Here is a 24,820-nt window from a genome sequence, read left to right on the forward strand (position 1 = left end):
GTTGGATCTCAGATTCGAGCGCAAAATCAGTTTCGGTTCAATACAGTCATGGAACTTCGGAGAAAGCCAACATGACTGCGATTTACCTCACCGAACCGCAATCCTATTTGGAAGCGGATCTGCGAGACTTTGCGATCGTTTACAATGATCGGATTCAATCTCGCCACTCCATCGACACCACCCAACAGATCATCGCTTTTGAAGGCTGTACGCTGGGGCGGAGTGCGATCGCGGCGATCTATCGTTACCGCATCCGGCTCAGTTTTATCGGCGATAACGGTCATATCACCGCTCAAATTACCCCCCAGGAAACACCCTTCTATACAGTCCTACAACAGGAGCGCAATAGCGATCGCAACTTCCGCATCGCTTTCATTCATTCACTTTTACCGGGACGGTGGTACAACGCGACTAAAGTTCTACAAAGCTTAGGATACTCTGGCATTGGAGGATGTCTCGAACAGCAACTTGAGGTTCTGCCCGGTTTGAATAGTTGGCTTGCCTTACAAACCTGGCAAGTTAAAGTGTTCCAGCGTTATCAAAAAGCCCTTCGCTCTGTTCTGGTTTCTGTCAAAGATTTCGAGCCAACTTTAGAACTGGCTTATGCTTTGCTGTCCGGTGAACTGTATGTTTTACTGCGATCGTCGGGCTGTTGTGCGGAAGTTGGAACACTGCACCTTCACTGTCAGAACCATTTGCCTTTACCCTGTGACTTGATGGAACCGTTTCGCCCGGTTGTCGAAGCGTGGGTTTTTAAAAAAGCGCCCAAGTTTAGCGATCGCGGAGGGTTGAGTCAGTCCTATCGTGCCACCTTTATTCAAAACTGGGAATCTCTGATGGCAACCCAGATTTTTCATGCTTATGCAGGTCAAGTGAGTTTGCGGAGTGCTTTGGCGTGGCAAGTTGAGGAATATGTTCGCGCCATTACCGAAACCCTTGAATACCGTCCTTTCTTGTTAAAATCGTGACTTTTTACCTCATTTGTTACGACATCGTTGAGGATCGCCGACGGACTAAAGTCTCGGCTCTATTGGAGGCTTATGGCATCAGGGTTCAAAAATCAGTTTTTGAGGCTGTTCTTACCCCTCCACAATTCAAAAAGTTGGAGCAACGGTTAAAAAAACTCATCAACTCTGACTGCGATCAATTGCGGTTTTATCCACTTTCGGCAAAGTGTAGGACTCAGGTGATTATTCTGGGTATTCAACCTAAGTTTGCCGTTGATGATGCGGCTATAATTGTTTAATCCTAGTTCCAGAAAGAAAGAAATAACAGTAAGCAACTTCTGAATTAATTGCTAGTTACTTACTCTCTGACTCTCAATTATAAGGCTTACAAACAACTCAAAGCCCTACCTTTAAAAAGTCAGCAGCGATACAGCAAAGCTTTTGATTTACTTCAGAATTTTGGTGCTAAATACCCCAGTCTTCGCACTCATCGTTATTACCAAAATGGAAAGGTGATTTGGAGTTCTTCGGCATCAATGGCTCTGCGATTTTATTGGGATTATACAGCTTTGCGATCCATTGAAGTGATTGGGTTAGATTCTCACTAAAGAGAAGGAAAAAAGTGCTGTGTGTATCGCCCTGAAAAGCGTTCTTTTGGGCTTTGAGACAAATCTCAGCTTTATGCCCCTTAACACTTGGCGTTTTCCTATGAACTACCTTCGTTCAGAACCCCCCGGCTATTTAAAAGCTCTCAAGGATTTTAATGTTCTTGAACTCACCCAGAAACTTGCTGAACTTACTCAAGGAGAATGTGACTCAGATGACCTGAAAATTTTAACCGCTTTGTTAGTTAAACATTTAACGAATTTGCTTTCTTCTGATTGGTTATTGCCTTACTGTCATGCTTTACGCAGAAACAAAGCGGATGTGGTGGAAAAGGTACTTTCTGTTAACTTAACACTGCCGTTATCTCCTGATTCTGTTTCGTTCTTTCTGGATGCCGAACCTCCAACTTTTTCCTTTGGAGTAATGGTGCGCTGGTTTCCTTTGGATAATCTGATTCCACCGGATTTCGGGATTGTTATTGGTCGTTTTTATGGCTACATTCCTGAACGAATGCAATGGTCGTGGTGTTATGTGATTTTACTCGATCCTAATTGTCCTTCGGCGCGATGGTGCAGCGTGGATACCGGATGGGAAAGCGACTTGGAGATTTGCCAGAATGAATAAACCTAAGCTTCTAACTGAGCGTGAACTTGCTTTGCTTTCGGGTTATAGCCATTGCGAGTTGGGTCTATCTCCACAAGCTTTCTATGCCAAGTGGAATGTGACTTACGAACAAATTGCCGAAATTTGCGATCGCTCTATTTCAACCGTCAAGCGATGGTTTGCACGGGGTAAACGTTACCGCCGCCCGACTCAAACCGATCTTCGACATTTGGCGCTGATGGATTTGCTCTGGGAACGATGGGACGATCTGCCTGTTGAATTCAAAGAACAGTTGAGCTGCACAAATAATTGATTTTGTCAAGGGTTGCCTGCCCTGTTTTGTGCAAATTCTTCGGCTTATCGTGGGGTCAAAGCGTAAGGAGAACGAGCAATGACAGCTTTTGAAAGATTGCATCCCTGGTGTTTGGTGCGATCGCCAAACGCCTCAGAACGAGAATCTGTTACTAATAATCAGTGTTTGGTTGTGGGTCGTTTTCGTTCACAAAATGATGCGGTTAATCATCAGCGCATTTTGCAAAAGCTCGTTCCCAAAGCTGAATATCGAGTGGTTTAAAACCCATTTGAGAACAGCAACGCTTTGACTTCTAAGCAAGTCTAACGTATGGAAAGAAACTGAATTTAATTCTAACAAAATAACCCAAAAGTTGAGGGTATTTTTTCAAGTTATTTGCTCTATAGGTTGAACTTTCAAATAAGTCTTAAAATTAGGCCTCCTCCTTTGAGTGGGAGGTTGGTGGGGGTTCCATATGTTTAACTTTCAGAGAAGTCTAAAGATGCGGGGAAGTGGGTCATGCCCCGCAAAAGTTTACGAGGTTTCCATACGTTTAACTTTCAGAGAAGTCTAAAGACTGATAGCCAACTTGCGGAACTTTGTTTTAACAACATTGATCGTTTCCATACGTTTAACTTTCAGAGAAGTCTAAAGGATGACATCATCGTCGCATCGCTTGGAAATGACCCGTTTCCATACGTTTAACTTTCAGAGAAGTCTAAAGTGGGAAGCTACAATAGTTATCTCTCTGCGAAAGATGCTTTTAGTTTCCATACGTTTAACTTTCAGAGAAGTCTAAAGTAACCGTATGGGCTAAGGCTAATTATAGCCCATGGTTTCCATACGTTTAACTTTCAGAGAAGTCTAAAGAGCGGGGTCTGCCCCGCTAAAATTTACGAAATAAATAGGTTTCCATACGTTTAACTTTCAGAGAAGTCTAAAGTTTTCTCTCCTGTGGAGATGGCATCGGCTAACTATAGTCCGGTTTCCATACGTTTAACTTTCAGAGAAGTCTAAAGATTCTCCACCTTCCGCCTGGACCAGCGATAAAGGTTGGTTTCCATACGTTTAACTTTCAGAGAAGTCTAAAGAACTTTACAGTATCTAAACAGATGCTAGAAAATACCGTAGTTTCCATACGTTTAACTTTCAGAGAAGTCTAAAGTAGTACTGGTAACTACTGCCATAGCGATCCAAACTACTGGCGTTTCCATACGTTTAACTTTCAGAGAAGTCTAAAGCAGAGCAAGGGCAGAAACCAGTGCCCAAGGAATGGACAGTTTCCATACGTTTAACTTTCAGAGAAGTCTAAAGTCTTGCCTGGCGGAAACCCAGGAGTAACCATCATTGATGTTTCCATACGTTTAACTTTCAGAGAAGTCTAAAGAGTGCCGGGTTGAAACCCTTGCTCTGACTGTACTCTAGCACTCAATTTTGTGGGGGTCAAGCAAACACCCAAATTATTGAGATATATTTGCAATAATACCCCAATAAGAATAGCTGAAACTTAGACAGAGAAGGCTTTCCGGGGGTTTCAACGAAAGAATAAGGGTTTCAGCGATCGCCCGACCCCCACAAGATTATTGCTCGCGATCCAAAATTTGCCCAACCCACTCCTTAAATTCCGAGTAAAGATAATAAGGTTAAATCGGATCGCCCGTTTCCTGATTCACCGTTAGATAATCTTGTACATTTTGAAAGCCAGAAAGTGGCATCAACTCAACAACAAGGCGATAAATTTGGCTCATTTGTACTATAATATCTGTGGGTAAACAGGAAACACGAACCGTATCTTTAATCTTCTGATTCCTTGGATTTTCTAAATCTTCAGAGCGCAAATCTTCCATCCGTTGTTTAGAGATTCCCTTTGCTCCATGAATCAATAAATTGCGCTGTTCTGCCCAATAGTCAAGACTTTTTAGAGATGCGATCAATTTCTCTAAAGTCTCCGAACTCCCCTTTTTATCTTCAATTAAAGCCTCAACAAAATTTCGTTTGCTCCAGCGCCCTTGTAGTTTATAATTGCTTTCCTTTTTATTTTTATAAATTAGGGGGAAAGTTAGTGTTTGTTTTCTTCTCTATTTTGAGAAAAGTTTCACCCAGTTGAGTTTCTCGAATGTCATCCAACTTTAAAAACCAATCATTTTCATTTTTGGTCTTATCAAAATAACAGATAGTGTCTAAATTTTTTATACTTTGATATAAAATCTCCTCATAAAAAGCACTCATACTTCCTAAAAAATCAGCAATGCGCCCCAGTTTCCAAAACAGACAACATTGAGTATAAAGATTCAAAACCGATTCATAATTTACGCACAATCGAAAAGGATTACAATCGGAATCAAAGGGGAACCCTTGATAACTTTCGGGAGGAACTTTCAACACTCGCAATCCCGCATCGGCTCGATTAGCAGCCTCATAACTATCTAAATTCAAATAAGCAATAGACATTTCCAAAGCTGATACCGCCACACTCAACCGATAGCGACTCCCGGAGATTTCAGCAATTCCAGACTTCTCCAAAGTTTCCAAAGTTTCTAAGCATCCGGTTAAAACTTCTCGCGCCCCGTCAAAATCCCAACGCGCCCATAGTTTCTTAACCGTTTGATATTTTTGAACCCGTTGATACTGCCAATAAGAAACCCGATAACAGTTTGATGTTTCCCCCTGCAAAAGCTTTTGAATCGAAAGTTGAGGTTCGAGGTAAATTTGATTGGCAATCTCAGAGGAAATCGCTTGAACCCGCAGGGCGGCTTGCATTTGGGGCGTACCCCCTTTCACGCTAATAAAAATTCCCTCATCGGGGTCTAAAACTTTAAAAAAATTATAATATTATCCGAATAAACCATCTTGATCAATCGGAGAAATAAGTTGAGGAATTACAACTTTATGCAGATTAATTTTATTGTTAAACTCCCGCTCTAACCAAGAATTTAAAACCTCAAAAAGATAAATCGTATCGGAATCAGCCCCTTGATTTTTCTCACCGTTTACTTCTCGCAATTGGTCGGTCAAAAAAATATAAATATCTCGAACAGAAGCTTCAACAGCCTCTTTAACCACACCCCAAAGACGACCCGGACGAATGCAGTCGTGCCACTCCTGGGGACTCTCGGTATATTTTTCCCACAGGCACTTTGTTAACTCTCGAAAAGTGTTAACTTTCCAGATTTGATAATATTGTTCTTTAACCAATTGATAGCGCTTTTGCCAAACCAATAATTCCCCCGTACTCAATTGGCTTTCAGCTTCCTTCAGATTAGGTTCATTGCGATCAAACCCGACGGGAAGGAAATAGTCTTGTTGTAAATCTTTATCGCTTGTGGAAGTTTCTAGTTGAATCTGTTTCAGGGGTTCGTTGAACTTCAAAGCCAGGTCAGACGTACCAATATTAGCAATCAGAATCGTCATCCTTTCCATCCTCCGTCGTTATTAACAGCTTAACCACCCGACACAGATTCGCACAAGCGTTTCATGCGATTGACGAAAAATTAAACCAGTCGGCGATCGCCATCAGCACCCAAACAGGGAACCATTCCATCCTCACACTTCCACCCAACCTGACGGGTTCCCAGGGTAATAATAAGGGTATCGAGGCGATTCAATTCAACTAAAGTTGTTTTCATAAATGACAAAAATTGAGAATATCAAGATAAAAAAGTTAAGTGTCAGAAGCCAGAGAAATTTGAATCAATTTCTTTAAGACTTTGAGAACATCAGACAAATTATTCTGACGATTGTTGATGCCAAACAAATCAGACGTTGCGTATTGCGGGTGTTCAGTTTGAATTAATTTCAGAAATAGAAAACTTCCCCCATTTGTGATTAATCCAAAACTGGGTTGATGAGAATTGGGATTAGCCAGCATATATGCTAAGATTTGAGCAAGTCCGGCTTCGACTGAGAGTTTAGCTTGTTTAGATTCAATAACCATCACCCAAACTTGATTTTTTAAGACTAAAGTATCTATATTTCCCTTGACAATCAATTCAGAATCCTCTGATATTGCGGATATTTCAACACTTTTTTCGGCTCTAATGTTAAATGGAGATTGATAGAAACGACCAATAAATAGTAAGGGAGAAACCACAGTTAAGTTAATCGGTTTTTCTAGTAATGGCGGTTGTTTGATTAAATTTGAATAACCTGCTTTAATTTCTTCTAGGAGTTGAACTTCCCAGTCATTGAGTTCAGGTAAATCAATTCTCCACTCCCAAAAGAAGTTATCATCCTCAACACATTCAAGCTGAAAATGAGTTTCCAACTGTTCTAAAGTAATATCCTTCGGCGCTAAAACTTGAACCATAAGATGTTCTCCCAATTATTTATACTAATTCTATCTTTGGTAGATACTGCAGAAGATTAAACTATTCTTGGAGAGGCCATATTTGCCAATAGCTATTTCTGTTTGTATTGCTTCGGAGGCGGTTTAAATATTCACGGCGGGGGTTTTCTGTTGCTCCAAAAACCGTTACAACTTGATAATCTCCTAAATCGGCAATCCCAACGGGAGAGGGCTTAACATGACCCGAAACTTGACCGCAGAGATTCCCGTCATAGTTAAGATTTCCGCGTCTATCTTCTACTTTTAAATCTTTGCTATGCAAAACAGCCAAAGCATAAGGTTTTCCAAAATCTTCTTTCCCTGAACAGACGATAATTCTACAATTTCTATCAACTGCTTCCGTCCACTGTTACCGGCGTACTTGACCAATATTTCGAGGTTGACGGTAATTCATTTGATTTCTGGTAAGCTGAGATAAAGTCTGATAAAATTGCTCTAGCTTTTGCTGAAATTTTCGTTGAAAAGCTTGTATATTATCAGGAAGTTCCCAAAGTTGTTCATCACTATCAATATAAAATGTTGAACCTCGATACCAGGGAGCGCGATCGCGATTGTGCCTGGAATAACACGGACGTCTGGCACCCTGACCAATTCCTCCTAAATGAAACATCATCCAAGTGAGAGATTCAAAGAGTTTGTGAATTGGTATATTTTGGTTTGTGGGCGCTTCGGGAGAATAAGATAATATTAACGTTCCGACTTGTTCGCCGCAATCATCATCTTTTCCGTTAAAGTTTGGTCGGGGTTCCCGTTGAGTAACCTTGCCATCTTGAATATCAACTCTAACCCAACCAAATGTTTTAGGATTAATCCCTCCGAATAATTGGGCTTCCCATATTTGAACGGTATCAACATCCAAAACACCTAATGAAAAAGCTCGAAACCAATAACGCAACATTGATTTAAACGCAATTGGGCGCACTTCTGCATCGGCTTGCCCTCTCATTTGCCAATCGTTTCGGTGTTCATTCCAATTCCACTGAGTAAATTTTTGTCGTCCGTGAATGAGTTGACCTTCCCAAGAAAACTCGACTCGCAAAAATTCATTGGAGGAACGACTAGAACCCGCCCGAATTAATTCCCCATAACCCGAATTAACCTGAGAACCTATTCCGGCTTTTAGCCCTGCTGTTAACCAGCCTTTTACTTTGTGCAAAATCGTCGGGTCGTCACAGTGGCTTGCCAACTTTAACCCGATTAAAAAGGTGGGTTCTCTCCGAGATAAAAACTGGTTGGGATTGGGATTATATTCGAGTTCGTTATTGTTGTCCCATTTCCAAATATTGTTTGCCATATCCATCTGTAAACCCATTTGATTGGGTAATGGATAAGCATCTAGAAAGATAACTTTTCCACTGCGATGGGGTTTCTCAGCTTCCCAAGAACCAAAGCAAAGTAAGGTGCTATTTTCTTCTCGGCTTCTTGCCACTCAATCTTATCCCGCTTCATTATTTCTCGAATGGCTTGAGTTCTCGCAACACCTCGCAGGGTTGAAGATGGAATATAGGGCATTCCCAAAGCATCAAAAGCGGGTAACAAAATACTTTCTGGCTCTCGATATCCACTAACCCGAATTCGCCAGGAACACCTAACCTGAAAACAATTATCTTTTCCTGCTATTAATTTAGTTCTTTCTGTAAGTAGACTGAGACGTTTATTGTAGTTAGCTGAGTCTTCAGCCATTGGCAAAATTTGAGTTTTGGTTCCATCTTTTTGAGGATGATCCGGCGATCGCATCCACCGCATATATTCAACAAAACTAGCATTATCATCAGGTTCGGGTTCATTCTCTGAGTCTAGCCAGGGAGAGGGCTGCGGAGGGCGATTATCCCCATTACCGCCACCATTTCTCCCCCGGTTTCCGCCACCATTTCCAGGTCTGCGAGGGGCGTTTCCGCCTCTATTGGGTCGGTTTTGTTGAGGATTCGGTCTTGGGGTCGCATTCGGTCTTGAATTTGCTTTATTGGGAGGTTTAGGACCTTCAAATACCATTAGATTATTCCTCTCCTTTAATATCGTGATAAATTGCGTTAGCCCAGAATGCAAATTCTTGAGATAATGCCAAACCTAAACCAGTCAAGCCCAGATATTCTTCTGTTCCGAGATTTTTTAGGGTTTCTAAACCCTGATCACCGATTAAATTTTGAACATCAGACAGAGTTTGCAAGCATTGGAAATACTGACGAACAACATCCTTTTTTCCATCTTGACTCAAAGCTTTTTCTTCAGCTTTTAACCGCATCATACCCCAAGTGGAAAGATAGGTATAAAGTTCTACAGCTTGACTTTTTTGTTCTTTGAGACGAGTATCATTTCCATTATATTGCGATCGCAATCCAGACAAAGCATCATAAACGGGTGTTGCCATCGTGCGAGGGTCGAAAACCATCATAATTATTACTCCTGATTATGAATCTAACCACTGTTTAACAAAACCACGACCTAAACTTTCCTGACCTCCAATTTGCAAGAGTTCGTGACTGTGAATTAACTGTTTAAAATCGGAATTGGACTGTTCTGCTGTTCCGTTAGCTTTTGCTGTCAAACCCCAAGGAAAATACATCAGTGTATCGGGACGAATAGCTTCTTCATAGCGGAAACCACCATCAACAGATTTATGTTGATCGAGTTTAATTTTAACCTGTCGCCACAGACTCATTTGAATCAAAGTTGAACAGTGTTGGTCGGGCAAAATCAAAACCCTTTCAATCATTTGAGTTTGTGTATGTTCGGGCATAAAATGCTCCCAATCACTCCAATCCCGCAAATGATTCGGTTTGATAATGGCATCTTTTAAATAAATAGGTTTATCAGTGTCTAAATTGGTGCTGTAAGCTTCGGGAATCTCTGGTAAACTTTCCTGAAAACGTCCCCAACGCCGCAATAACATCGGAGAACTAATCCAAACAATACCGTGACTCAGAGATGGGACGGGTAGCCAAAGAAGCGAACCATCGCCGATCCAAATATCCCCCTGTTCGAGTGTAGAAGATTCTTCCAAAGTTGTCCCAAAAAGTCGATTTCTTTTGGTTGTGTCTCCCTCACTAGCGCGTATCCGACCCCGAATGCTACTGGATGGAAGATAGGGTAAATTGGTATGAGACTCACGAGAAATTCCGAGTAAGTTTCCCTCTTGAGTAGTGCCGCCCGTATGCAAGGGAGACAGTAAATAAAGGTAAGCGTAATTGTAAGTAATTAGTTTTTATCTTAATAAGAAATTTACAATAATTCTGAATAGCTAAGTTGTCGCCAATGATGAACTTTACCGCTAGTTTCTTGGTCTTGAAACATGGTTTGCGGTTGGTTCAAGTAATACAAACTTCCGGTTTTTCCTCGTTTAACGTCTGCCAACCAATATAATCTTTCAGCCCGACACTGGCTCGCCACCCTCCGCGTATGGTACTAGAAGGCAAATAGGGCAAATCTGTATGAGTTTCCCGATCAATACCGACAACATTTCCTTCCTGGGAAGTTCCTCCAGTATGCAAAGGTGATAAAAGGTACAAATAAACAAGATAGCTGTTATTCATCGTTGTCCCCAAAGTAATTTTCCATAATTGAGTTTGCGAAAGGTTTCCCACCAAGGTTTATCTTGAGTGATTGGGAGCAAATGACCGAAAGTTGATTGTAAACGGGTCAATTGAATAGATTTAGAATTGAATAAATACACTGTTCCAGGCGGAGCAAAAGCATATTGGGGTTGCAAGGCAAAGGATTTTTCTTCTAATTCTTCTAACCCGTTTTTTGTGCGAACCTTGCGGCGATTTTTTTTGGCAACTCCGCCCCACCACAATTGGCGATCGCCCACACACCCCAATAAGCAGTCCCGCCAAGCCTGGGGATAAAGACCATAGACCTGTTCTGCCGTTTCTGCAAGTCCAGGGGTGAGGAGGTAGGCAAACAGTCCCGGTTCGAGAACATCCGGTAATGCTTGCTTCCACAGTAAATTCAGGCAGTCTAACCCGTCAGTATCATTTTCAGTAGCTTTCAGCTTGGAAACAATAGCGCGATGTCCTTCCCTACCCAAGCGCACCACAAAAGGTTCATCCGGCAACCCTAGCAACTGCACCCTCGCAACCAAACTCCACCCCGGTTTGAGGCGTGTTGCGACTTCAGTAAAAAAGCCCTCCTCATCCTGAACCTGTCGGGTGCCGTCTTCGATGTGAGTATGGGGGAGAACCTGAATATCCCAGGGGTTATCGGTAAAATTATCAGCAGCAAAATCCGAATTTCCACACAAGTAGGCAGATAAAGCAGAAGCTTTCATCCAGGGTTTGGGTGGACCCGAAACATATTCCTCACCGTTGAGTGAGGGCGTAACCATTGGCGGTAAACTCTCTTGGGAATAACAGACTGACTCCCACGACTCCAGAGTTTCACAAGGCACCAACCGCGTGAGTCGCCGCCAACTTTCTGTTCTTTCGTTGGGCAAATCATCTTTTGTTCGCCGCTTCACCCCGATCAAATCTTTGGGAGTTGGCAACCAAAGGGTATTGTCTCCATCTAATAAAAATACCCCCAAAAATTCGGGATGGGGTTGGGCGGTAGGGGTTGCCGTTCGCAAAGCCTGAAAGACTACACTGGGCATAGGCGGAAACTCTCCTTTAGCCCGTGCGCCTTCCCCTGGACTGAAGGGCTTGGCTTCCCGAAATAGTAGAACATCTAGGGGGTCAATCTTATACCAATCCATCTAAGCCTCGTGATCCTGTCTGTGCCACTGTTGGCGTTGCTGCATTTTATCGAGCCAAAACGCCGAAAAACGCAGAATATTACTTAAGTCCTTAAGGTCAATTCCAATTGGTTTGGGAGTATCGGGGTTTTTCTCCCGTTCAATTAACCATTGAACATGGACTGATCGCGCCCAATCTTCCCAATATCTGAGCCAGATCAACAGTTTGTCGATATTTTCTTGAACCAAGTCTTTGTCGTCTCGGCGTTCCGCGATCGCTCTGGCGGCTTGAGCAATTAAGTAAGAAGATGGGGTCAAATCCGCATGGCGGGGGAGTTCTTCGGCGAGGCGATAGAGTAGAGAACTCAAGGCTTGATGATGTTCAGTGGTGATCCAATCTCGCCAACCGGGGTATAATTCTCCTTTGATCAGAGCTTCTAGGGTGTTTCCTGAACTGTAGAGAACTCGAAAACATAGGCCGTTTTTGTTGGGAACACTCGATAAACGGAAAATTTCAGACAGGACAAATCGCATCAAAGATAGCGATCGCCATTCCGTCAGTCCCCGCAACAGATCGATGGACATCAGTAGACCACCGGATAATTCTTTAGCCAGGTCGGATTCTGCTTCCCAAAGGGCTTCCAGGGCGACTGGGAGGGGAACACTTTTATCGACGATCACGATACCCAGACTCATCGTCGCCCCGAATCCCATCGTAAACAGCGATCGCTCTGGTAAACCTTGAAAATCATTTGTATCCGAAGTGGGTCGCCAGTAGCCGCCTTGGGATTGAAATTTCAAGTCTGGATCGCCCGGTTGGGGTTGATAGGGGTCGTCGCCACCACACCAAGCGGCTCTCAGAGAGAGCAGATAATCGGGTAAATCTTCTAAGGGGAGTACCGTCATCACATCATCTCCGGCGCTGTAGACCACGCGACCACAAAACCGCTTTTCGGTAATAAAGGGAACTAGACGGTTAGAGAAGTCAAGCCGGGCGCGCTTTAGACCCACATGAGTTGCAGGTCCTATGCGCTTACGGGTTTTCAGCAGGGAATGTTCATCATCCCTAAAGGCTTGAATAAATTCCCGTTTTTTCTGCTCATACTGGTTGTCATCAAGGTGAGGATAGCGATCGCGATTGATGAAAATTTCGGGATGAGTTTCGGTTAAATATTCTTGGTAAGGATGAAGTTTTTGACCAGAAACATACTTCCCCATACCATCCCCATCCCCCAAGATCATCACCCACCAATCTGTTGGACTACTATCGCCAAAGCCAGATTCACGATGAGTTTGGTCTATAATATTTCGCAACTGGGGTCTTTGTTCTTTTTCTAATCCCAGATCTTCAGCAAGCCATTTGCTGGAAAACATCACACCGTTATAGTATCGCCCCGGTAAATTTTGGCGATTAATACAAATATCGGTTTTAGGGATGTGGAAAGGACGACCCCGAGTTCGATCCCGAAAATCCTGATATTCTTGACTGGTTTTCCCAAATTGTTGTTTGATATTAATTTGTAATTTCTGCCAATATTGACTGAGTTGACCGTGATTTTGATCTGGTTGCCAATCTTGGTAAGCAAATCGGGCTGAAGCAATAGAACTGAGATTGGGAAAGCGAATTAATTGGCTATAGTCTATTTTTTCATTTTCTAAATTGCTAAAATCAATTATTAAAGACTCACGCACACCACCATAAACCCAAGCCATGCGCTTCGTTAATTCTAGAGCGTTCAGCATTTCCTATCCGTCAAATAATCCTGGATAAACTTCTGCTATTAATCGCCAAAATAATCGCATCGACTCGATGGGTAAACCTTATCCTTCCCGGAAGTTTCCAGAATATCGAAATTGAGGATGTAGGGCGCTCAGTTGTCCCGATCATGTAGAACGAACACCCGGAGAAATGGGAATTGCCCAAGTTATAGTATTTTTAATCGCTTGAATTGCTTGACCGCATCGAGATTGAATTGACCCCCACCAAGTCCCATTATTGAGGGTTGTGTAGAGCATTTTTTCCGCCGTTGTGGGAGGGTGATTGTTCACGCGAGTTTGAGCCACTTTTTCTGGTTTTTTGATCCAGTCTTCGCTCAATTGATCGTCATCATTTTTCTCAATCATTAGAGAAGTATTCGGATCACCCAACGGAACAGCCGTCCAGTAGGGTTGCCAAGTTTGGTCAATTTGAGCATTCCATAATCCCCGCCATTCCCAGCAGCTTTTCCGCTTCCAGTTTTCGAGATCATGTCGGTTTTGTTCGTCGTGACCTCCCGACTGGGAAAATTCTTCTAAGATCTTCTCAATCCGCTTATGATTTTGGGGGTTTTGCAGAAATGCGATGGTGCGATCGCGAATTCCTTGTCTAAGTTCGGGTATGGGATGATCGGGGATTCCTTCTCTAATATTTTGGGCGATCGCAATCCATTCAGACCGCAATTTTTCACACAAAGTTTCTCCGAGTTGTTGTGCGGTTTCGGAGCTTCCAACTAAGATGGTTATCGTATTGGGAAAGCCTGCGGTTGCTAGGGTGGTACTCAAACGATCCTTAAAACGAGTCAGGGGGTCTGTTCCATCGGGGCTGAGTTCTTGAAAGCTTTCTCTAAAAATTGGATAGGTTTTGAGTAAGAGTGCGTCGATGATTTCTTGTCCCCAAAGCGAGGGGGTAATCACCGCATCTACACCGTAGGTTTCAGCCACGAACCAACAGAGTTGAGCGCTTAGATAGTGTAGCAAGTATGACCCTGCCCAAAAGTCTAGAAATTTGCGGGAAGCTTTGATAAAGTCCTGAATCGGGGAAAAGGTAAACAGCAGCAAGTAAGGGTATTGAGTGACAATCCCCCGTTCATCAAAGTCTACCGCTCCGGCGATCGCTGAGACTGTGGCACGATAGCTATGAATCGGACAGTCGGGTAAAATGTAGTGTTGAGGGTCGAGTAGAGCGTCCGAATCCTGTTGTCGTCTTAGTTCCGGCATCATACGCCACAACCAATTAAATACGTTTTGGGGGTTTTGTTCCTGTTGAACCCATTGGGGAAAGGCGATTTCTCTGTTGTCTGGAGTTTGAATGGTTTGCTGTTGAGCGCTGATGGGATGTTTAATGATCCGTTCTTTAGTTTGTCGTTCTGTTGAGCTTCCTGGTTCCAAATTGACCCGATCTGAGGAACTGGCGATCGCTTCAAGCTGATGTTGATTTTGTTCCCACCAAAACAGCGCCGCTTGTCCCTCCGAGGTTTTCAAACAATCCAGGCTGTTACAGAGATGGCGATCACCAACTAAAGCACAAAGTTGGCGAAGGAAGACGGTATTGCACAGTGAGGAATGATTAAGAGAACCGAGGAAGTTGTCCATGCTTCAAATAATAGATAAGTAAGCGAATTGATTTGTACAACATCTCAGTGGACTTGGAATCACACAAAGTTTTGCGATGTAGCCTGGCTAAATAGTGCCTCAGACGGCAGTTTTCTCCTTCTACTCTTGTCATAGCCGTTTTGCTGACTAGATGATTGCAATCCTCAATTAAGCAAGGATAAACTTTGTATCCGTCCGTAATATATAGAAAACAAGCCCAGCCCTTAATCATTTGCCATAATGTGGTAAAAGTCAGCAATGAGCTGTCGCCTATGACAAACTTCAGAATTACAGGCAGTTTGGTATTCACAACTGTCCAGACCCAGATGTTTTTTTTTGAACCCACAAAAGTCTGAGGCTCATCAATTTGAGCTATTTCAGGAATTTCATAGTTTTCCTCATCACATCTGGGTTTCTGCAACTCTAACCCAGTTAAGTATTGTGTTGTGAGAAATACCAGTGACTCTCTCAATGGCTCGAAATCCCATGCCATTGAGGGACATTTTCACACCAAGCTCTTTGACATCAGAACTGTAACCTCCAGGACAGGGATTTTCTCGAAATTGGCGACCACATTCACGGCACAGGTAACTCTGTTTTCCCTGACGATGACCATTTTTGACTACTTTATGGCTTTGGCAATAAGGACAATCCATCTTGATTTATTTGAGAATATCATTTTCTATTATGCAACACCATAACTTGAGTCGAAGTCAATGGTCGCTCCTGTGCAATCGGGTTCTTGACGAGTTGGGTTTGGGCGACCATCAGGCGTTGGTGGGGCTGCACCACGATGTCAAATATCCCGGTTCAGACAAAACTCGCACCCACGCCCATCTGCTGATTAACTTGGTTAACGATGCGGGGAAGTGCTTCGAGTCCAGTTGTCTCCATATTATCAAGTTGTGTCCATATATGGAAACCCCTTATCCTGTGTTGCATTGCGATCGCAGTGCGGATAAGGGTTTGATGATAGTGGGGGCGGTGGGACTTGAACCCTTCATAAAGGCTATAACCCCTATTCTACCGTTACTCTAGTGCACTCAAAAGCGATCGCACATTTAGGAGTTAGTGCCAAATGAGTGCAAGTACAAACAGTACACATAGTGTTACAGATCAAGGCTTTGAGGATATTCTTGAGTTTTTCAACCTATCCCGCAAACAATGTCCCAAAGGTGTCAGGATTAAGCGTAACCGGGGGACAATTCAGCTAGACATCACTACTGACCCGGAGACGGGAGAGCGTAAACAACGGGGCTGTAATTGTCAGTTTACCCCAGAGGGTATCCGCAAGGCTGTTGACAAGGCTTGGTTAGTTCATAAATCCCTTGACGGACAATTTCAGTCGGTGTCTGAATGGCTGGACTGGTACAAGGCCACTATTCTTGACGAAAACAAAACTCCCCTAGAAAACGACTTAATCACCTATCGCCAAGTGTTTAAAGAGATGGAAGATGATTACTTTAATGGGGTACACAAGAACACTAAACGGAAGCGCTCTCGCGATATGGCTAGTGACCAAAAATCATTTAAACGCTGTTTTCTTACTGTGTTTAACAAAGTCACAGACTGGGATGTTTATGTGAGCTGGGATGGTATAAAAGAAGCCTTGTATGCTCCATTAAAAGACGGTAGCAGTCCGGTAGGACATAAAGAGCATGATTTCATCTCAAATTAGGTTAACATTTTAGGGCAATATGGTATAAGAAGCGAGAATAGGTGCGAGACGTTTAGGAATCAAATAAGGCTGCAATGCCTGAAATAACCTCCTAGTGGGATTTTCACCCCTTGATGAAATATAAGGGACTCGTACTCTGACCATCCCATAACTGTTTATATGTCCCAACGTTTGTATAGAAATATACAAAACAAGGCAGGGAACCCAAGGTCAAAACGAACTGACTCATACAAATTCCTTATAGGAAGCCCAGAAATGGATAAGTAAAATCAGGAAATTAGGGTAACGGCGATAGCCACCCCCAGTTTTGGGAATCACAACCCCAGGATTGAAGCGGGGAACGGAAGGCTCCGAGGTGTAACCCAACACCAGAACCGAGACCACTGCCAACCATCCATGATTAGGGAAACCGAATGTCCGGCTTGAACCATCGTCATTGTTAAGTAGCGAAACAGGTTGATACGCTGCGCTCAAAAGAGTAAGGGGAAAAGTAGGGGCTTCTATTCACTACCTACACAGACCTTTAAAAGTACCCCGGTGGAAAGGACAAATCTAAAGATGGAATGCCCATATAAACGGAACGTTTTAAGTCCTCCTGGACTCTGATTATCTGGTCGAGATATCAGTAGGGATAAGTGTAACCGCAAGTCCTAGAGGATGTGAGATGTGACCAAAAGCCAACGCCCTACTGTAATGGAAGGGATATGCTAACAGGTCACGGTTTGATTGTAAAGAAATAGAGCCTAGTAGGTGTACAAATGGCGATAGCGAGTTTAAAGAAAGGGTTTGGGAAACCAAAACCAATCAAGACTACGAACAACGCATGGAAGGCAATCCCATGGACTAAGGTTCAACGGAAAGTTTTCAAGCTCCAAAAGAGTATATTTCAAGCAGCTAAATCGGGACAGGATGCAAAGGTAAGAAGGTGGCAACGTCTATTGGTGAAATCATATTATGCCCGGCTCCTAGCAGTGCGACGAGTAACCCAAGATAATCAAGGCAAGAAAACAGCCGGAATCGATGGAGTAAGAGCAATCTCTCCAAGACAAAGGTTAGAACTTGTCAAAAACATTAAGGGAAATCTCAAACCAAAACCACTGCGAAGGGTGTGGATTCCAAAACCTGGTAGGGATGAAAAAAGCTGGAATAGGCATACCCACAATCCAAGACAGAGCAAGGCAAGCCTTGGTTAAGTCGGCTCTCGAACCTGAATGGGAATCGAGATTTGAGGGCACGAGCTATGGGTTCCGACCCGGACGGTCAGCACAAGATGCAATAAGTAGAATATATATTGCCATAAATCAAGGACAATACTATGTTCTTGATGCTGATATAGCAAAATGCTCTTACCGTGAACCATGATTACCTATTGTCCAAAATTCATTGTCCAAGCAGCTTGAAGAGAGACCTGAAACAATGGCTCAAAGCTGGCGTGCTAGATAACGGTGTATTTGAGGATACAGAAGCAGGGACACCCCAAGGAGGGGTAATAAGTCCAATACTCGCCAACATCGCACTGTTGGGTATGATTAGGTTAATTGAAAAACTGTATCCCAAGAAAACAGACAATCGCCCTTATGCGAACGTTATAAGATATGCCGATGATTTTGTGGTCATATCCAAAGACCTAGGAATCATTGAACAGTGCAAGACTGCTATTTCTGAATGGCTAAAACCTGTAGGATTAGAAATAAAACCTGAAAAGACTCGAATCTGTCATACACTCAAAACTATTGAGTATGACGGTAAGACTGAGGAACCTGGGTTTGATTTTCTAGGATTCAATATCAGGCAATACCCAGCAGGAAAATATAAATCTGGGAAAACAGGTGGGAAAGTAAGCCGATTAATCGGTCACAAAACCCATATAAAACCCAGCCAAAAAGCAGTCAAAGCCCACACAGAAGCGATAAAAGGTGTAATCAAGCAACATAAAGCAACACCTCAGTCAGCCCTGATTAGTAAACTAAACCTGATTATTCGGGGATGGTCAAATTATTATTCAGCGGTAGTCTCAACAGAGACCTTCAATAAGCTAGACAAAACAGTCTGGCAAATGTTAAGGGCATGGACAGTATCAAGATGCGGAAAGGCAAGTTACGAAAAACTAAGTAATTATTTCAGACATGGAACAATTAAACTTAGCAATGGGAAAGAAAGACACGAAAATTGGCTGTTTCAAACCAAAGATGGGTTACATCTGTTTAAACACAACTGGACTCCAATTGTCAGACATACCCTAATACGCCCTGACGCAACACCTTATGACGGAAATTGGACTTACTGGGCAACCAGGAAAGGACAAGCAATCGACACGCCAATTAGGGTAGCAAAACTACTCAAAAAGCAAAAAGGTAGATGTACCTGGTGTGGACAATTCTTTACCCCATCAGATATAATTGAAGTAGACCACATTGTACCTAGAAGCCATGGCGGAAAGGATGAATACAAGAATATTCAATTATTACATCGCCATTGTCACGACAATAAAACAGCTCTTGATGAAGAGATGATGCTGTACTCTTAACAAGGAGACGGTCAAATTAGGAGCCGTATGAGGTGAAAGTCTCAAGTACGGTTCTGTATGGGAGGGGGAGATGGCGACATCTCTCTCGACCCCTACTTTGAGGATAAACCTATTGCCAGATATGTCAAACCCAAGGAAGCGGTCTAAATCCTTGGAGTCCATGAAAGAACACTCCGCAGATGGGACGAAAATGGCTCAATCGAGACCATCAGAACCCCCGCTGGGCAACGACGATACAACGTTGAGTCATATTCTGATGCCATCACGCAGTGACAAACGCAAAGTCGTTATCTATGCCAGAGTTAGTAGCCGCGCCCAGCAGTCCGACCTCAACCGACAGGTGGCCGCACTGTCCAACCTCTACCCCGAAGCAGAAGTCGTCTCCGAAATCGGAGGCGGGCTCAACTTCAAGGGAAAGAAAATGCTGGCCTGACTGGGACAAGTCTTGTCAGGAGATGTCCGCATGGTTGTCGTTGCCCACCCAGACCGATTGGCCAGATTTGGATGGGACTTGTTTCGATGTCTCTGTGAGCAAAACAGGTGCTCACTCATGGTTCTCAACGAGACAAGTCTCAGTCGAGAACCAGAAATGGTTGAGGACATCCTCGCCATCCTCCACTGCTTCAGTTCCCGATTATACGGACGGAGTCAATATAAAACTCAGGTCAAAGAAGATTCGGATTTACCCCAGCCCAGAGCTAAATAAAGTCTGGCGTAAATGGCTGGCTGCTTGTCGGTATTGCTACAACCAAGCAATTGCATTATCCCGGAGTGGTAAACGACTAAGCAAGTTAAAGTTACGCTGCGGAAGTGATCCAGAGTGACTTGCCTGCATGGGTCAAAGAAACACCCGGCCATATTCGGCAGAATGCCATCTTTGATGCCTATCTCGCCTTTTCAGTCAGTCCTGGCGCAAGGCCACCGAGCTGTCGGGATAGTTCTCAAGCCATCAAGTTTAACAATGCTAATTTCTCTTCAGGGAGTTGGTATCCAAGACTCACGAAAGGATTAACTTTCATGGTTTCCTAAGCTATCCCTAAAACTTGCGGGCAAGGGACTCAGTTGGTGTTTACCAAAGGTCGATGGTTGGCGATTTTCCCTGAACCAGTTGCCGTTACCCCAACTGAAGCGAATGGCGTGATTGCATTAGACCGGGGTGTCCGAACTTTCATAACTGGGTTTGATGGCTCTCGGTTTCTGGAATTGGGCTCCGGAGATATAGGACGCATTACTAGGTTATGTCAACATTTGGATGATTTGATGAGCCGAATCGCCAAGGAACTTAATCGTTCACGGCGACGCCGGATGAGGCAAGCGGCTCAACGAATGAGAACTAAAATCCGGAATTTAGTGGATGAGGCCCACAAGCAAATTGCTCATTACTTGACTAATGACTACAGCATAATTTTTCTGCCGACCTTCGAGACTTCCAACATGGTTGCCCAAGCCAAGCGGAAAATCAAATCCAAGACTGCCCGAGCCATGCTGACATGGGCGCATTATCGATTCAAACTAACCCTGAGACATCAAGGGGAAATAACTGGAACCACAGTTGTAGATGTGACCGAAGAATACACCAGCAAAACCTGTACTCACTGTGGTCATGTGCATTCCCAGCTAGGTGGCTCAAAAGTGTTCCGATGTCCTGAGTGTGGGTTCAACCCAGGGACTGGAACGGTGCTTTTGGAATCTTTCTAAAAGCTTTGCGGGATACCGCCTCTGTTACCTTAACGGGTAATAGTGCTATCGTCGCATTGTCAGGCAATAGCCGGATAAATGTCGCGTAAATGTATCAGTAGTTATAGTGTTTGACAGATTGATTAAGTTGTGCTTATTGATTAACCCGTCAATAATTAAGATTTGTTGCTAGGGGATATGCACCAATTGTCCCGTGTGCTAAGACTGAATGGAGTGCATATTGAGCGTGACGGTACGACTATTGGGTTAAGTAAATTCCCGCTATCGCACTGCGGATAAGGGTTTGATGATAGTGGGGGCGGTGGGACTTGAACCCACACGACCGGTGAAGGTCAACGGATTTTCATCCTCTCGCAGCTTTCGCTACAGCATCAGGTAGGTTGATCCCCGCCTAATTGCCTTGAGAATTGGACTCTCCCTTTACCCTCGGCTTAACGTTAGGGTAGCTCCCGTCGAGTCTCTGCACCTTCCGATCAAGAAGTTCCAGAAATTAGGTATTTCCTTCACCCCTTCAAGGGCTTGGCTCAGGATTGCCTTGTCTGCGAACAGATTTAGGTTTCCCTGAGTTTGAGAGCAGTCACTTGAGGGATTTCTCACCCCAAGGCTCAGTTTTCTAAGTCCGTAGCGTCTACCATTCCGCCACGCCCCCAGGTCGCTTGTTTAAAAGCACGATCTATATTTGAGCATCTTTCTGGAATTTTGGCAACTATTTTCCCAAATTTTTTGGAGATCAGGGAAAACTGGGAGCGATCGCCAGTGGTGGGAGAGCCTCATAGAGCCTATCTGTAATATCATATACCCGGCGTAAACCCGCGCCTACAAATATGTATGACCCGATCGCTGGTCATTGGTGACGTAGCAAAACTGGTCACTGGTCACTTTTCGCGGTTTAATTATAAAGACTGTCGTTGGATTGTCGGATCACCCAACTATGCTGATTACACTGTTACTGTATGTTATTCTCGGTGGCACCTACCTAGTGGTAGCCCCAGGGGCTTTGTACTTTTACCTGAAAACTCGCTGGTATGTAGCTGGTTCCGTAGAGCGGTTACTGATGTACTTTCTGGTTTTCTTTTTATTTCCAGGACTGATTTTGCTGTCACCGTTCCTAAATTTTCGTCCCCAACCCCGACAAATTGAAAGCTGATGCGACGAATTGATGTAATTGGGATTGGGATTGGCATTTTTGTAGCCGGAGGTCTGTTGTACTGGGTTTTTCAGTTATCAGGCTTTGATAGTAGCAAAGCGGGAATTTGGAGTCAGGCGATCTTGGTGGGAGGGTTAGTCCTGTGGCTACTCACCTACCTATGGCGCGCCGTCACCCAGACCATGACCTATAATCAACAGCTCAAAGATTACAAGGAAGCGGTGATTGAGAAGCGCATAGCGGAAATGACACCGGAACAACTCCAACAACTTCAGGCTGAAGTTGACCAAGAAAAACAGCAAAAACCTGTCCATCGGGAGTCTGGGTCTGTAGATGAGCAATCAAAAAGCTAACCGGACTATCCCCACATATTCGAGTTTGAAATGATTTCAGTTTCTGAATGTTTCCAAAAGTTGCGCTCTGAGAGTCCAGCTAATGGCGATCGCCGCCAATGTGCGCTGATTCCATTTATCACAGCCGGAGATCCTGATTTAGATACTACCGCTAAAGCCCTCCAGATTTTAGATCAAAATGGAGCAGACCTGATCGAGTTAGGGGTTCCCTACTCTGACCCCTTGGCTGACGGTCCAGTTATCCAAGCTGCTGCTACCCGTTCCTTAAATCGGGGAACTCGGCTAGATGGGGTTTTGGAGATGCTGAAAACTGTTAGCCCTACCATCAAGGCTCCGATTATCTTATTTACTTATTACAATCCCATTCTGTATCGGGGGATTCCTGAGTTTCTCGCACAGATTAAGGATGCTGGGGTAAAGGGGTTAGTAGTTCCAGATTTACCCCTAGAAGAGGCTGATATTCTCTTATATCCAGCTAAAGAACAGGGGATTGAATTGGTGTTGTTGGTGGCTCCTACCAGTTCCTCCGATCGCATTGAGGCGATCGCTCGTCAGTCCCAGGGTTTTATTTACCTGGTCAGTGTTACCGGAGTTACTGGAATGCGATCGCAGGTTCAGACCCGGGTTGAGGATTTACTTAAACAAATGCGCTCTCTCACCGATAAGCCTATTGGTGTCGGGTTTGGTATTTCTCAACCAGAACACGCCAAACAAGTCCGGTCTTGGGGTGCTGATGCTGTGATTGTGGGAAGTGCTTTTGTGAATCGACTGGCGGCGGGTTCCCCCGAACAGGGATTAGAGGCGATCGCCAGTTTTTGTCAGACTTTGAGAACCGCTATTGATCACGATTAATCTATAGAAACCTCCCCAATAGTCGAGCCTCACCATATCCCCAAAAGAAAAAGGCTAGAAGTTGTAGTGCTCCCATAAACACTCAGCTTCCAGCCCTTTGAAACCCTCGTAATGTGCCTTTCAGTCACTATAATGCAAGGTTTGTTGTCAAACTGCAAGGGGTCTGTTGCAATTACCCAATTTTTCTCGATCGCTCCAAATTACCGCCAAAGAAAAAGGCCGGAAGTGCAGTGCTCCCATAAACACTTATCTCCCAACCTTTTGAAACCCTCGTAATGTGCCTTTCTGTTATCATCATCGCAACTTAATCAGAAAAAATCAAGGGGTCTGTTGCAATTACCCACTTTTTCTCGATCGCTCCAAATTACCGCCAAAGAAAAAGGCCGGAAGTGCAGTGCTCCCATAAACACTTATCTCCCAACCCTTTGAAACCCTCGTAATGTGCCTTTCTGTTATCATCATCGCAACTTAATCAGAAAAGATCAAGGGGTCTGTTGCAATTACCCACTTTTTCTCAATAACTATAAGTTACCGCCAAAAAAAAAGAGGCCAGAAGTGCCGTGTTCCCATAAACACTTAGCTTCTCGCCTTTTGAAACCCTCGTAATGTGCCTTTCTGTTATCATCATGGCAAGTTAATCAGAAAAGATCAAGGGGTCTTTTGCAATTACCCACTTTTTCCATAAAAATGACCCATTCAGGGGATAGCAAACCTTAAAAGGAACTTGAATCATTGGCTATGTTAACATCATCTTCTCGATTCCAATTTACCGAAGACCTCAATATCTGTCGTATCTTAAATGGAATGTGGCAGGTTTCTGGGTATCATGGACGCATTGATCCCCGGGTGGCGATCGAAACCATGTTTCAATACCATGATGCTGGTTACACTACTTGGGATCTGGCGGATCATTATGGACCTGCTGAAGATTTCATCGGGGAATTTAGACGACAAATGGCTAATTCTCGCGGTCAGGAAGCCTTAGCAACTATTCAGGCGTTTACTAAGTGGGTTCCTAGACCTCAAAAAATGACTCGGAATATTGTTGAGAAAAATATTGATATTTCTCTCAAGAGAATGAATGTGGATTGTCTGGATTTGCTTCAATTTCACTGGTGGGATTATCGCGATGATAACTATTTGGAAGCATTGCAACAGATGACTATTCTACAATCCGAGGGGAAAATTAAGCATTTGGCTTTGACTAATTTTGATACTGAACATTTGCGGATTATTGTCGAAAATGGGATTAAAATAGTCTCTAATCAGGTGCAGTTTTCCCTAGTCGATCGCCGTCCTTTGGTGGCTATGGTAGACTTATGTAAAACCCATGATATTAAATTACTTCCCTATGGGGTTCTCTGTGGTGGGTTCTTATCGGAACAGTATTTAGGGAAGCCTGAACCTATGGCTATGATGTTAAAAACTGTTAGCCTCAAAAAATATAAAAATATGATTGATGCTTGGGGAGGCTGGAAGTTATTTCAAGAGTTGCTGACTGTGTTAAAATCCATTGGCGATCGCCATGGGGTCACTATTTCTAATGTCGCGGTTCGCTATATCCTCGAACAGCCTACGGTGGCGGGAGCCATGGTGGGAGCGCGGTTGAGCATTTCTCAGCATATTGATGAGAACGCTAAGGTCTTCGATTTCAGCCTAGATGAAAGCGATCGCCAACAAATTCATCAAGTCACTAATCGAGGACAAAACCTATTTGAAATTATTGGCGACTGCGGTGATGAGTACCGTTAA

General features: G+C 43.7%; 27 protein-coding genes, 4 pseudogenes and 1 CRISPR repeat array. Of the genes and pseudogenes, 16 read left to right on the top strand and 15 right to left on the bottom strand.

The genetic code is table 11. The features are described from left to right. Nucleotides 1-71 precede the first annotated feature (71 nt). From N39L_RS14155 to N39L_RS14180, 6 genes are all read left to right on the top strand, one after another. Nucleotides 72-968 carry a CRISPR-associated endonuclease Cas1 gene (locus N39L_RS14155; protein WP_006616612.1) on the top strand — a complete coding sequence of 299 codons (897 nt, stop codon included), beginning with the start codon at nt 72-74 and terminating at the stop codon, nt 966-968. Next, nucleotides 965-1,246: a CRISPR-associated endonuclease Cas2 gene (gene cas2, locus N39L_RS14160; RefSeq protein ID WP_006616611.1), complete on the top strand. Its 282-nt coding sequence runs from the start codon at nt 965-967 to the stop codon at nt 1,244-1,246. The genes N39L_RS14155 and cas2 overlap by 4 nt, the downstream gene beginning before the upstream one ends. Before the next feature lie 48 nt (nt 1,247-1,294). Next, nucleotides 1,295-1,555 (top strand): hypothetical protein, encoded by a 261-nt coding sequence (locus tag N39L_RS14165; RefSeq protein ID WP_006616610.1) that lies wholly within the window; start codon nt 1,295-1,297, stop codon nt 1,553-1,555. A 100-nt stretch (nt 1,556-1,655) separates the two neighbouring features. Then, entirely contained in the window at nt 1,656-2,177 is a 522-nt protein-coding gene (locus tag N39L_RS14170; protein ID WP_014275552.1) for a hypothetical protein, read from the top strand. After that, nucleotides 2,170-2,469 carry an RNA polymerase sigma factor sigma-70 region 4 domain-containing protein gene (locus N39L_RS14175; protein ID WP_006616608.1) on the top strand — a complete coding sequence of 100 codons (300 nt, stop codon included), beginning with the start codon at nt 2,170-2,172 and terminating at the stop codon, nt 2,467-2,469. Before N39L_RS14170 ends, N39L_RS14175 begins: the two co-directional genes overlap by 8 nt. A gap of 78 nt (nt 2,470-2,547) precedes the next feature. After that, nucleotides 2,548-2,730 (top strand): hypothetical protein, encoded by a 183-nt coding sequence (locus tag N39L_RS14180; RefSeq protein ID WP_006616607.1) that lies wholly within the window; start codon nt 2,548-2,550, stop codon nt 2,728-2,730. Nucleotides 2,731-2,915: 185 nt separating this feature from the next. Then, a CRISPR array of direct repeats spans nt 2,916-3,835; the repeat unit is 35 nt; unit sequence GTTTCCATACGTTTAACTTTCAGAGAAGTCTAAAG. A gap of 256 nt (nt 3,836-4,091) precedes the next feature. Here N39L_RS14180 and N39L_RS14185 read toward each other — a convergent pair. The 15 genes from N39L_RS14185 to N39L_RS14255 form a co-directional block, all read right to left on the bottom strand. Next, nucleotides 4,092-4,382, bottom strand: coding sequence for a hypothetical protein (locus tag N39L_RS14185; RefSeq protein WP_006617696.1), 291 nt, complete (start codon nt 4,380-4,382; stop codon nt 4,092-4,094). 106 nt (nt 4,383-4,488) lie between these two features. Continuing rightward, a complete protein-coding gene (locus tag N39L_RS14190; protein WP_231852185.1) occupies nt 4,489-5,229 on the bottom strand; it encodes a hypothetical protein in 741 nt (246 codons plus the stop codon). Between the two features lie 51 nt (nt 5,230-5,280). Further along, on the bottom strand, nt 5,281-5,859 hold the full coding sequence (locus N39L_RS14195; protein WP_006617694.1) for a hypothetical protein: 579 nt from the start codon (nt 5,857-5,859) through the stop codon (nt 5,281-5,283). An 80-nt stretch (nt 5,860-5,939) separates the two neighbouring features. After that, a complete protein-coding gene (locus tag N39L_RS14200; RefSeq protein WP_286131369.1) occupies nt 5,940-6,074 on the bottom strand; it encodes a hypothetical protein in 135 nt (44 codons plus the stop codon). A 35-nt stretch (nt 6,075-6,109) separates the two neighbouring features. Continuing rightward, entirely contained in the window at nt 6,110-6,754 is a 645-nt protein-coding gene (locus tag N39L_RS14205) for a hypothetical protein (RefSeq protein WP_006617693.1), read from the bottom strand. Between the two features lie 61 nt (nt 6,755-6,815). After that, the gene (locus tag N39L_RS14210) at nt 6,816-7,064 is read right to left on the bottom strand and encodes a hypothetical protein (protein WP_014275553.1); all 249 of its coding nucleotides are present in this window, start codon (nt 7,062-7,064) and stop codon (nt 6,816-6,818) included. Between the two features lie 78 nt (nt 7,065-7,142). Further along, nucleotides 7,143-8,222 carry a hypothetical protein gene (locus tag N39L_RS14215; protein WP_231852186.1) on the bottom strand — a complete coding sequence of 360 codons (1,080 nt, stop codon included), beginning with the start codon at nt 8,220-8,222 and terminating at the stop codon, nt 7,143-7,145. Beyond that, nucleotides 8,129-8,785 carry an RAMP superfamily CRISPR-associated protein gene (locus N39L_RS14220; RefSeq protein WP_231852187.1) on the bottom strand — a complete coding sequence of 219 codons (657 nt, stop codon included), beginning with the start codon at nt 8,783-8,785 and terminating at the stop codon, nt 8,129-8,131. Before N39L_RS14220 ends, N39L_RS14215 begins: the two co-directional genes overlap by 94 nt. A 4-nt stretch (nt 8,786-8,789) precedes the next feature. Then, nucleotides 8,790-9,185, bottom strand: coding sequence for a hypothetical protein (locus N39L_RS14225; RefSeq protein WP_006617692.1), 396 nt, complete (start codon nt 9,183-9,185; stop codon nt 8,790-8,792). Between the two features lie 15 nt (nt 9,186-9,200). Then, nucleotides 9,201-9,989: a type III-B CRISPR module RAMP protein Cmr4 gene (gene cmr4 / locus N39L_RS14230; RefSeq protein ID WP_035737225.1), complete on the bottom strand. Its 789-nt coding sequence runs from the start codon at nt 9,987-9,989 to the stop codon at nt 9,201-9,203. A 109-nt stretch (nt 9,990-10,098) separates the two neighbouring features. Continuing rightward, the gene (locus N39L_RS14235) at nt 10,099-10,323 is read right to left on the bottom strand and encodes an RAMP superfamily CRISPR-associated protein (RefSeq protein ID WP_006617690.1); all 225 of its coding nucleotides are present in this window, start codon (nt 10,321-10,323) and stop codon (nt 10,099-10,101) included. Continuing rightward, complete coding sequence (locus N39L_RS14240) at nt 10,320-11,483, bottom strand: type III-B CRISPR module-associated Cmr3 family protein (protein ID WP_006617689.1); 1,164 nt, start codon at nt 11,481-11,483, stop codon at nt 10,320-10,322. The genes N39L_RS14235 and N39L_RS14240 overlap by 4 nt, the downstream gene beginning before the upstream one ends. Further along, nucleotides 11,484-13,205 (bottom strand): Crm2 family CRISPR-associated protein, encoded by a 1,722-nt coding sequence (locus tag N39L_RS14245; RefSeq protein WP_014275556.1) that lies wholly within the window; start codon nt 13,203-13,205, stop codon nt 11,484-11,486. 141 nt (nt 13,206-13,346) lie between these two features. Beyond that, the gene (locus N39L_RS14250) at nt 13,347-14,813 is read right to left on the bottom strand and encodes a type III-B CRISPR-associated protein Cas10/Cmr2 (RefSeq protein ID WP_231852190.1); all 1,467 of its coding nucleotides are present in this window, start codon (nt 14,811-14,813) and stop codon (nt 13,347-13,349) included. Beyond that, a protein-coding gene (locus N39L_RS14255) for an IS1 family transposase (protein ID WP_126277500.1) occupies nt 14,788-15,469 on the bottom strand; the annotation gives its coding sequence in 2 pieces (ribosomal slippage) (nt 14,788-15,216 and nt 15,218-15,469; 681 coding nt in all). Before N39L_RS14255 ends, N39L_RS14250 begins: the two co-directional genes overlap by 26 nt. Nucleotide 15,470: 1 nt before the next feature. On the opposite strand from N39L_RS14255, the gene N39L_RS14260 reads away from it, so the two are divergent. The 10 genes and pseudogenes from N39L_RS14260 to N39L_RS14315 all read left to right on the top strand — a co-directional run bounded on the left by N39L_RS14260 (nt 15,471) and on the right by N39L_RS14315 (nt 24,820). Then, the gene (locus N39L_RS14260) at nt 15,471-15,851 is read left to right on the top strand and encodes a relaxase/mobilization nuclease domain-containing protein (RefSeq protein ID WP_126277501.1); all 381 of its coding nucleotides are present in this window, start codon (nt 15,471-15,473) and stop codon (nt 15,849-15,851) included. Between the two features lie 40 nt (nt 15,852-15,891). After that, nucleotides 15,892-16,467, top strand: a pseudogene (locus N39L_RS14265) (hypothetical protein); the annotation flags it as partial. 782 nt (nt 16,468-17,249) lie between these two features. After that, a pseudogene (gene ltrA / locus N39L_RS14280) lies at nt 17,250-19,018 on the top strand (group II intron reverse transcriptase/maturase). Between the two features lie 147 nt (nt 19,019-19,165). Continuing rightward, a pseudogene (locus tag N39L_RS14285) lies at nt 19,166-19,724 on the top strand (IS607 family transposase). After that, nucleotides 19,612-19,842, top strand: coding sequence for a helix-turn-helix domain-containing protein (locus tag N39L_RS14290; protein ID WP_071941142.1), 231 nt, complete (start codon nt 19,612-19,614; stop codon nt 19,840-19,842). The pseudogene N39L_RS14285 and the gene N39L_RS14290 overlap by 113 nt, the downstream one beginning before the upstream one ends. Nucleotides 19,843-20,080: 238 nt before the next feature. After that, nucleotides 20,081-20,805 (top strand): annotated as a pseudogene (locus tag N39L_RS14295) (RNA-guided endonuclease TnpB family protein). 842 nt (nt 20,806-21,647) lie between these two features. Further along, a complete protein-coding gene (gene ndhL / locus N39L_RS14300) occupies nt 21,648-21,863 on the top strand; it encodes an NAD(P)H-quinone oxidoreductase subunit L (protein ID WP_006616115.1) in 216 nt (71 codons plus the stop codon). Beyond that, entirely contained in the window at nt 21,863-22,216 is a 354-nt protein-coding gene (locus tag N39L_RS14305; RefSeq protein WP_014275565.1) for a DUF3007 family protein, read from the top strand. The genes ndhL and N39L_RS14305 overlap by 1 nt, the downstream gene beginning before the upstream one ends. Before the next feature lie 30 nt (nt 22,217-22,246). Continuing rightward, nucleotides 22,247-23,068, top strand: a complete 822-nt coding sequence (gene trpA, locus N39L_RS14310; RefSeq protein ID WP_014275566.1) for a tryptophan synthase subunit alpha — start codon at nt 22,247-22,249, stop codon at nt 23,066-23,068. Between the two features lie 738 nt (nt 23,069-23,806). Continuing rightward, entirely contained in the window at nt 23,807-24,820 is a 1,014-nt protein-coding gene (locus tag N39L_RS14315; protein ID WP_014275567.1) for an aldo/keto reductase, read from the top strand.

It is taken from the genome of Limnospira platensis NIES-39, assembly GCF_026000695.1.
In the GTDB taxonomy this organism is placed as follows: Bacteria; Cyanobacteriota; Cyanobacteriia; order Cyanobacteriales; family Microcoleaceae; genus Limnospira; species Limnospira platensis.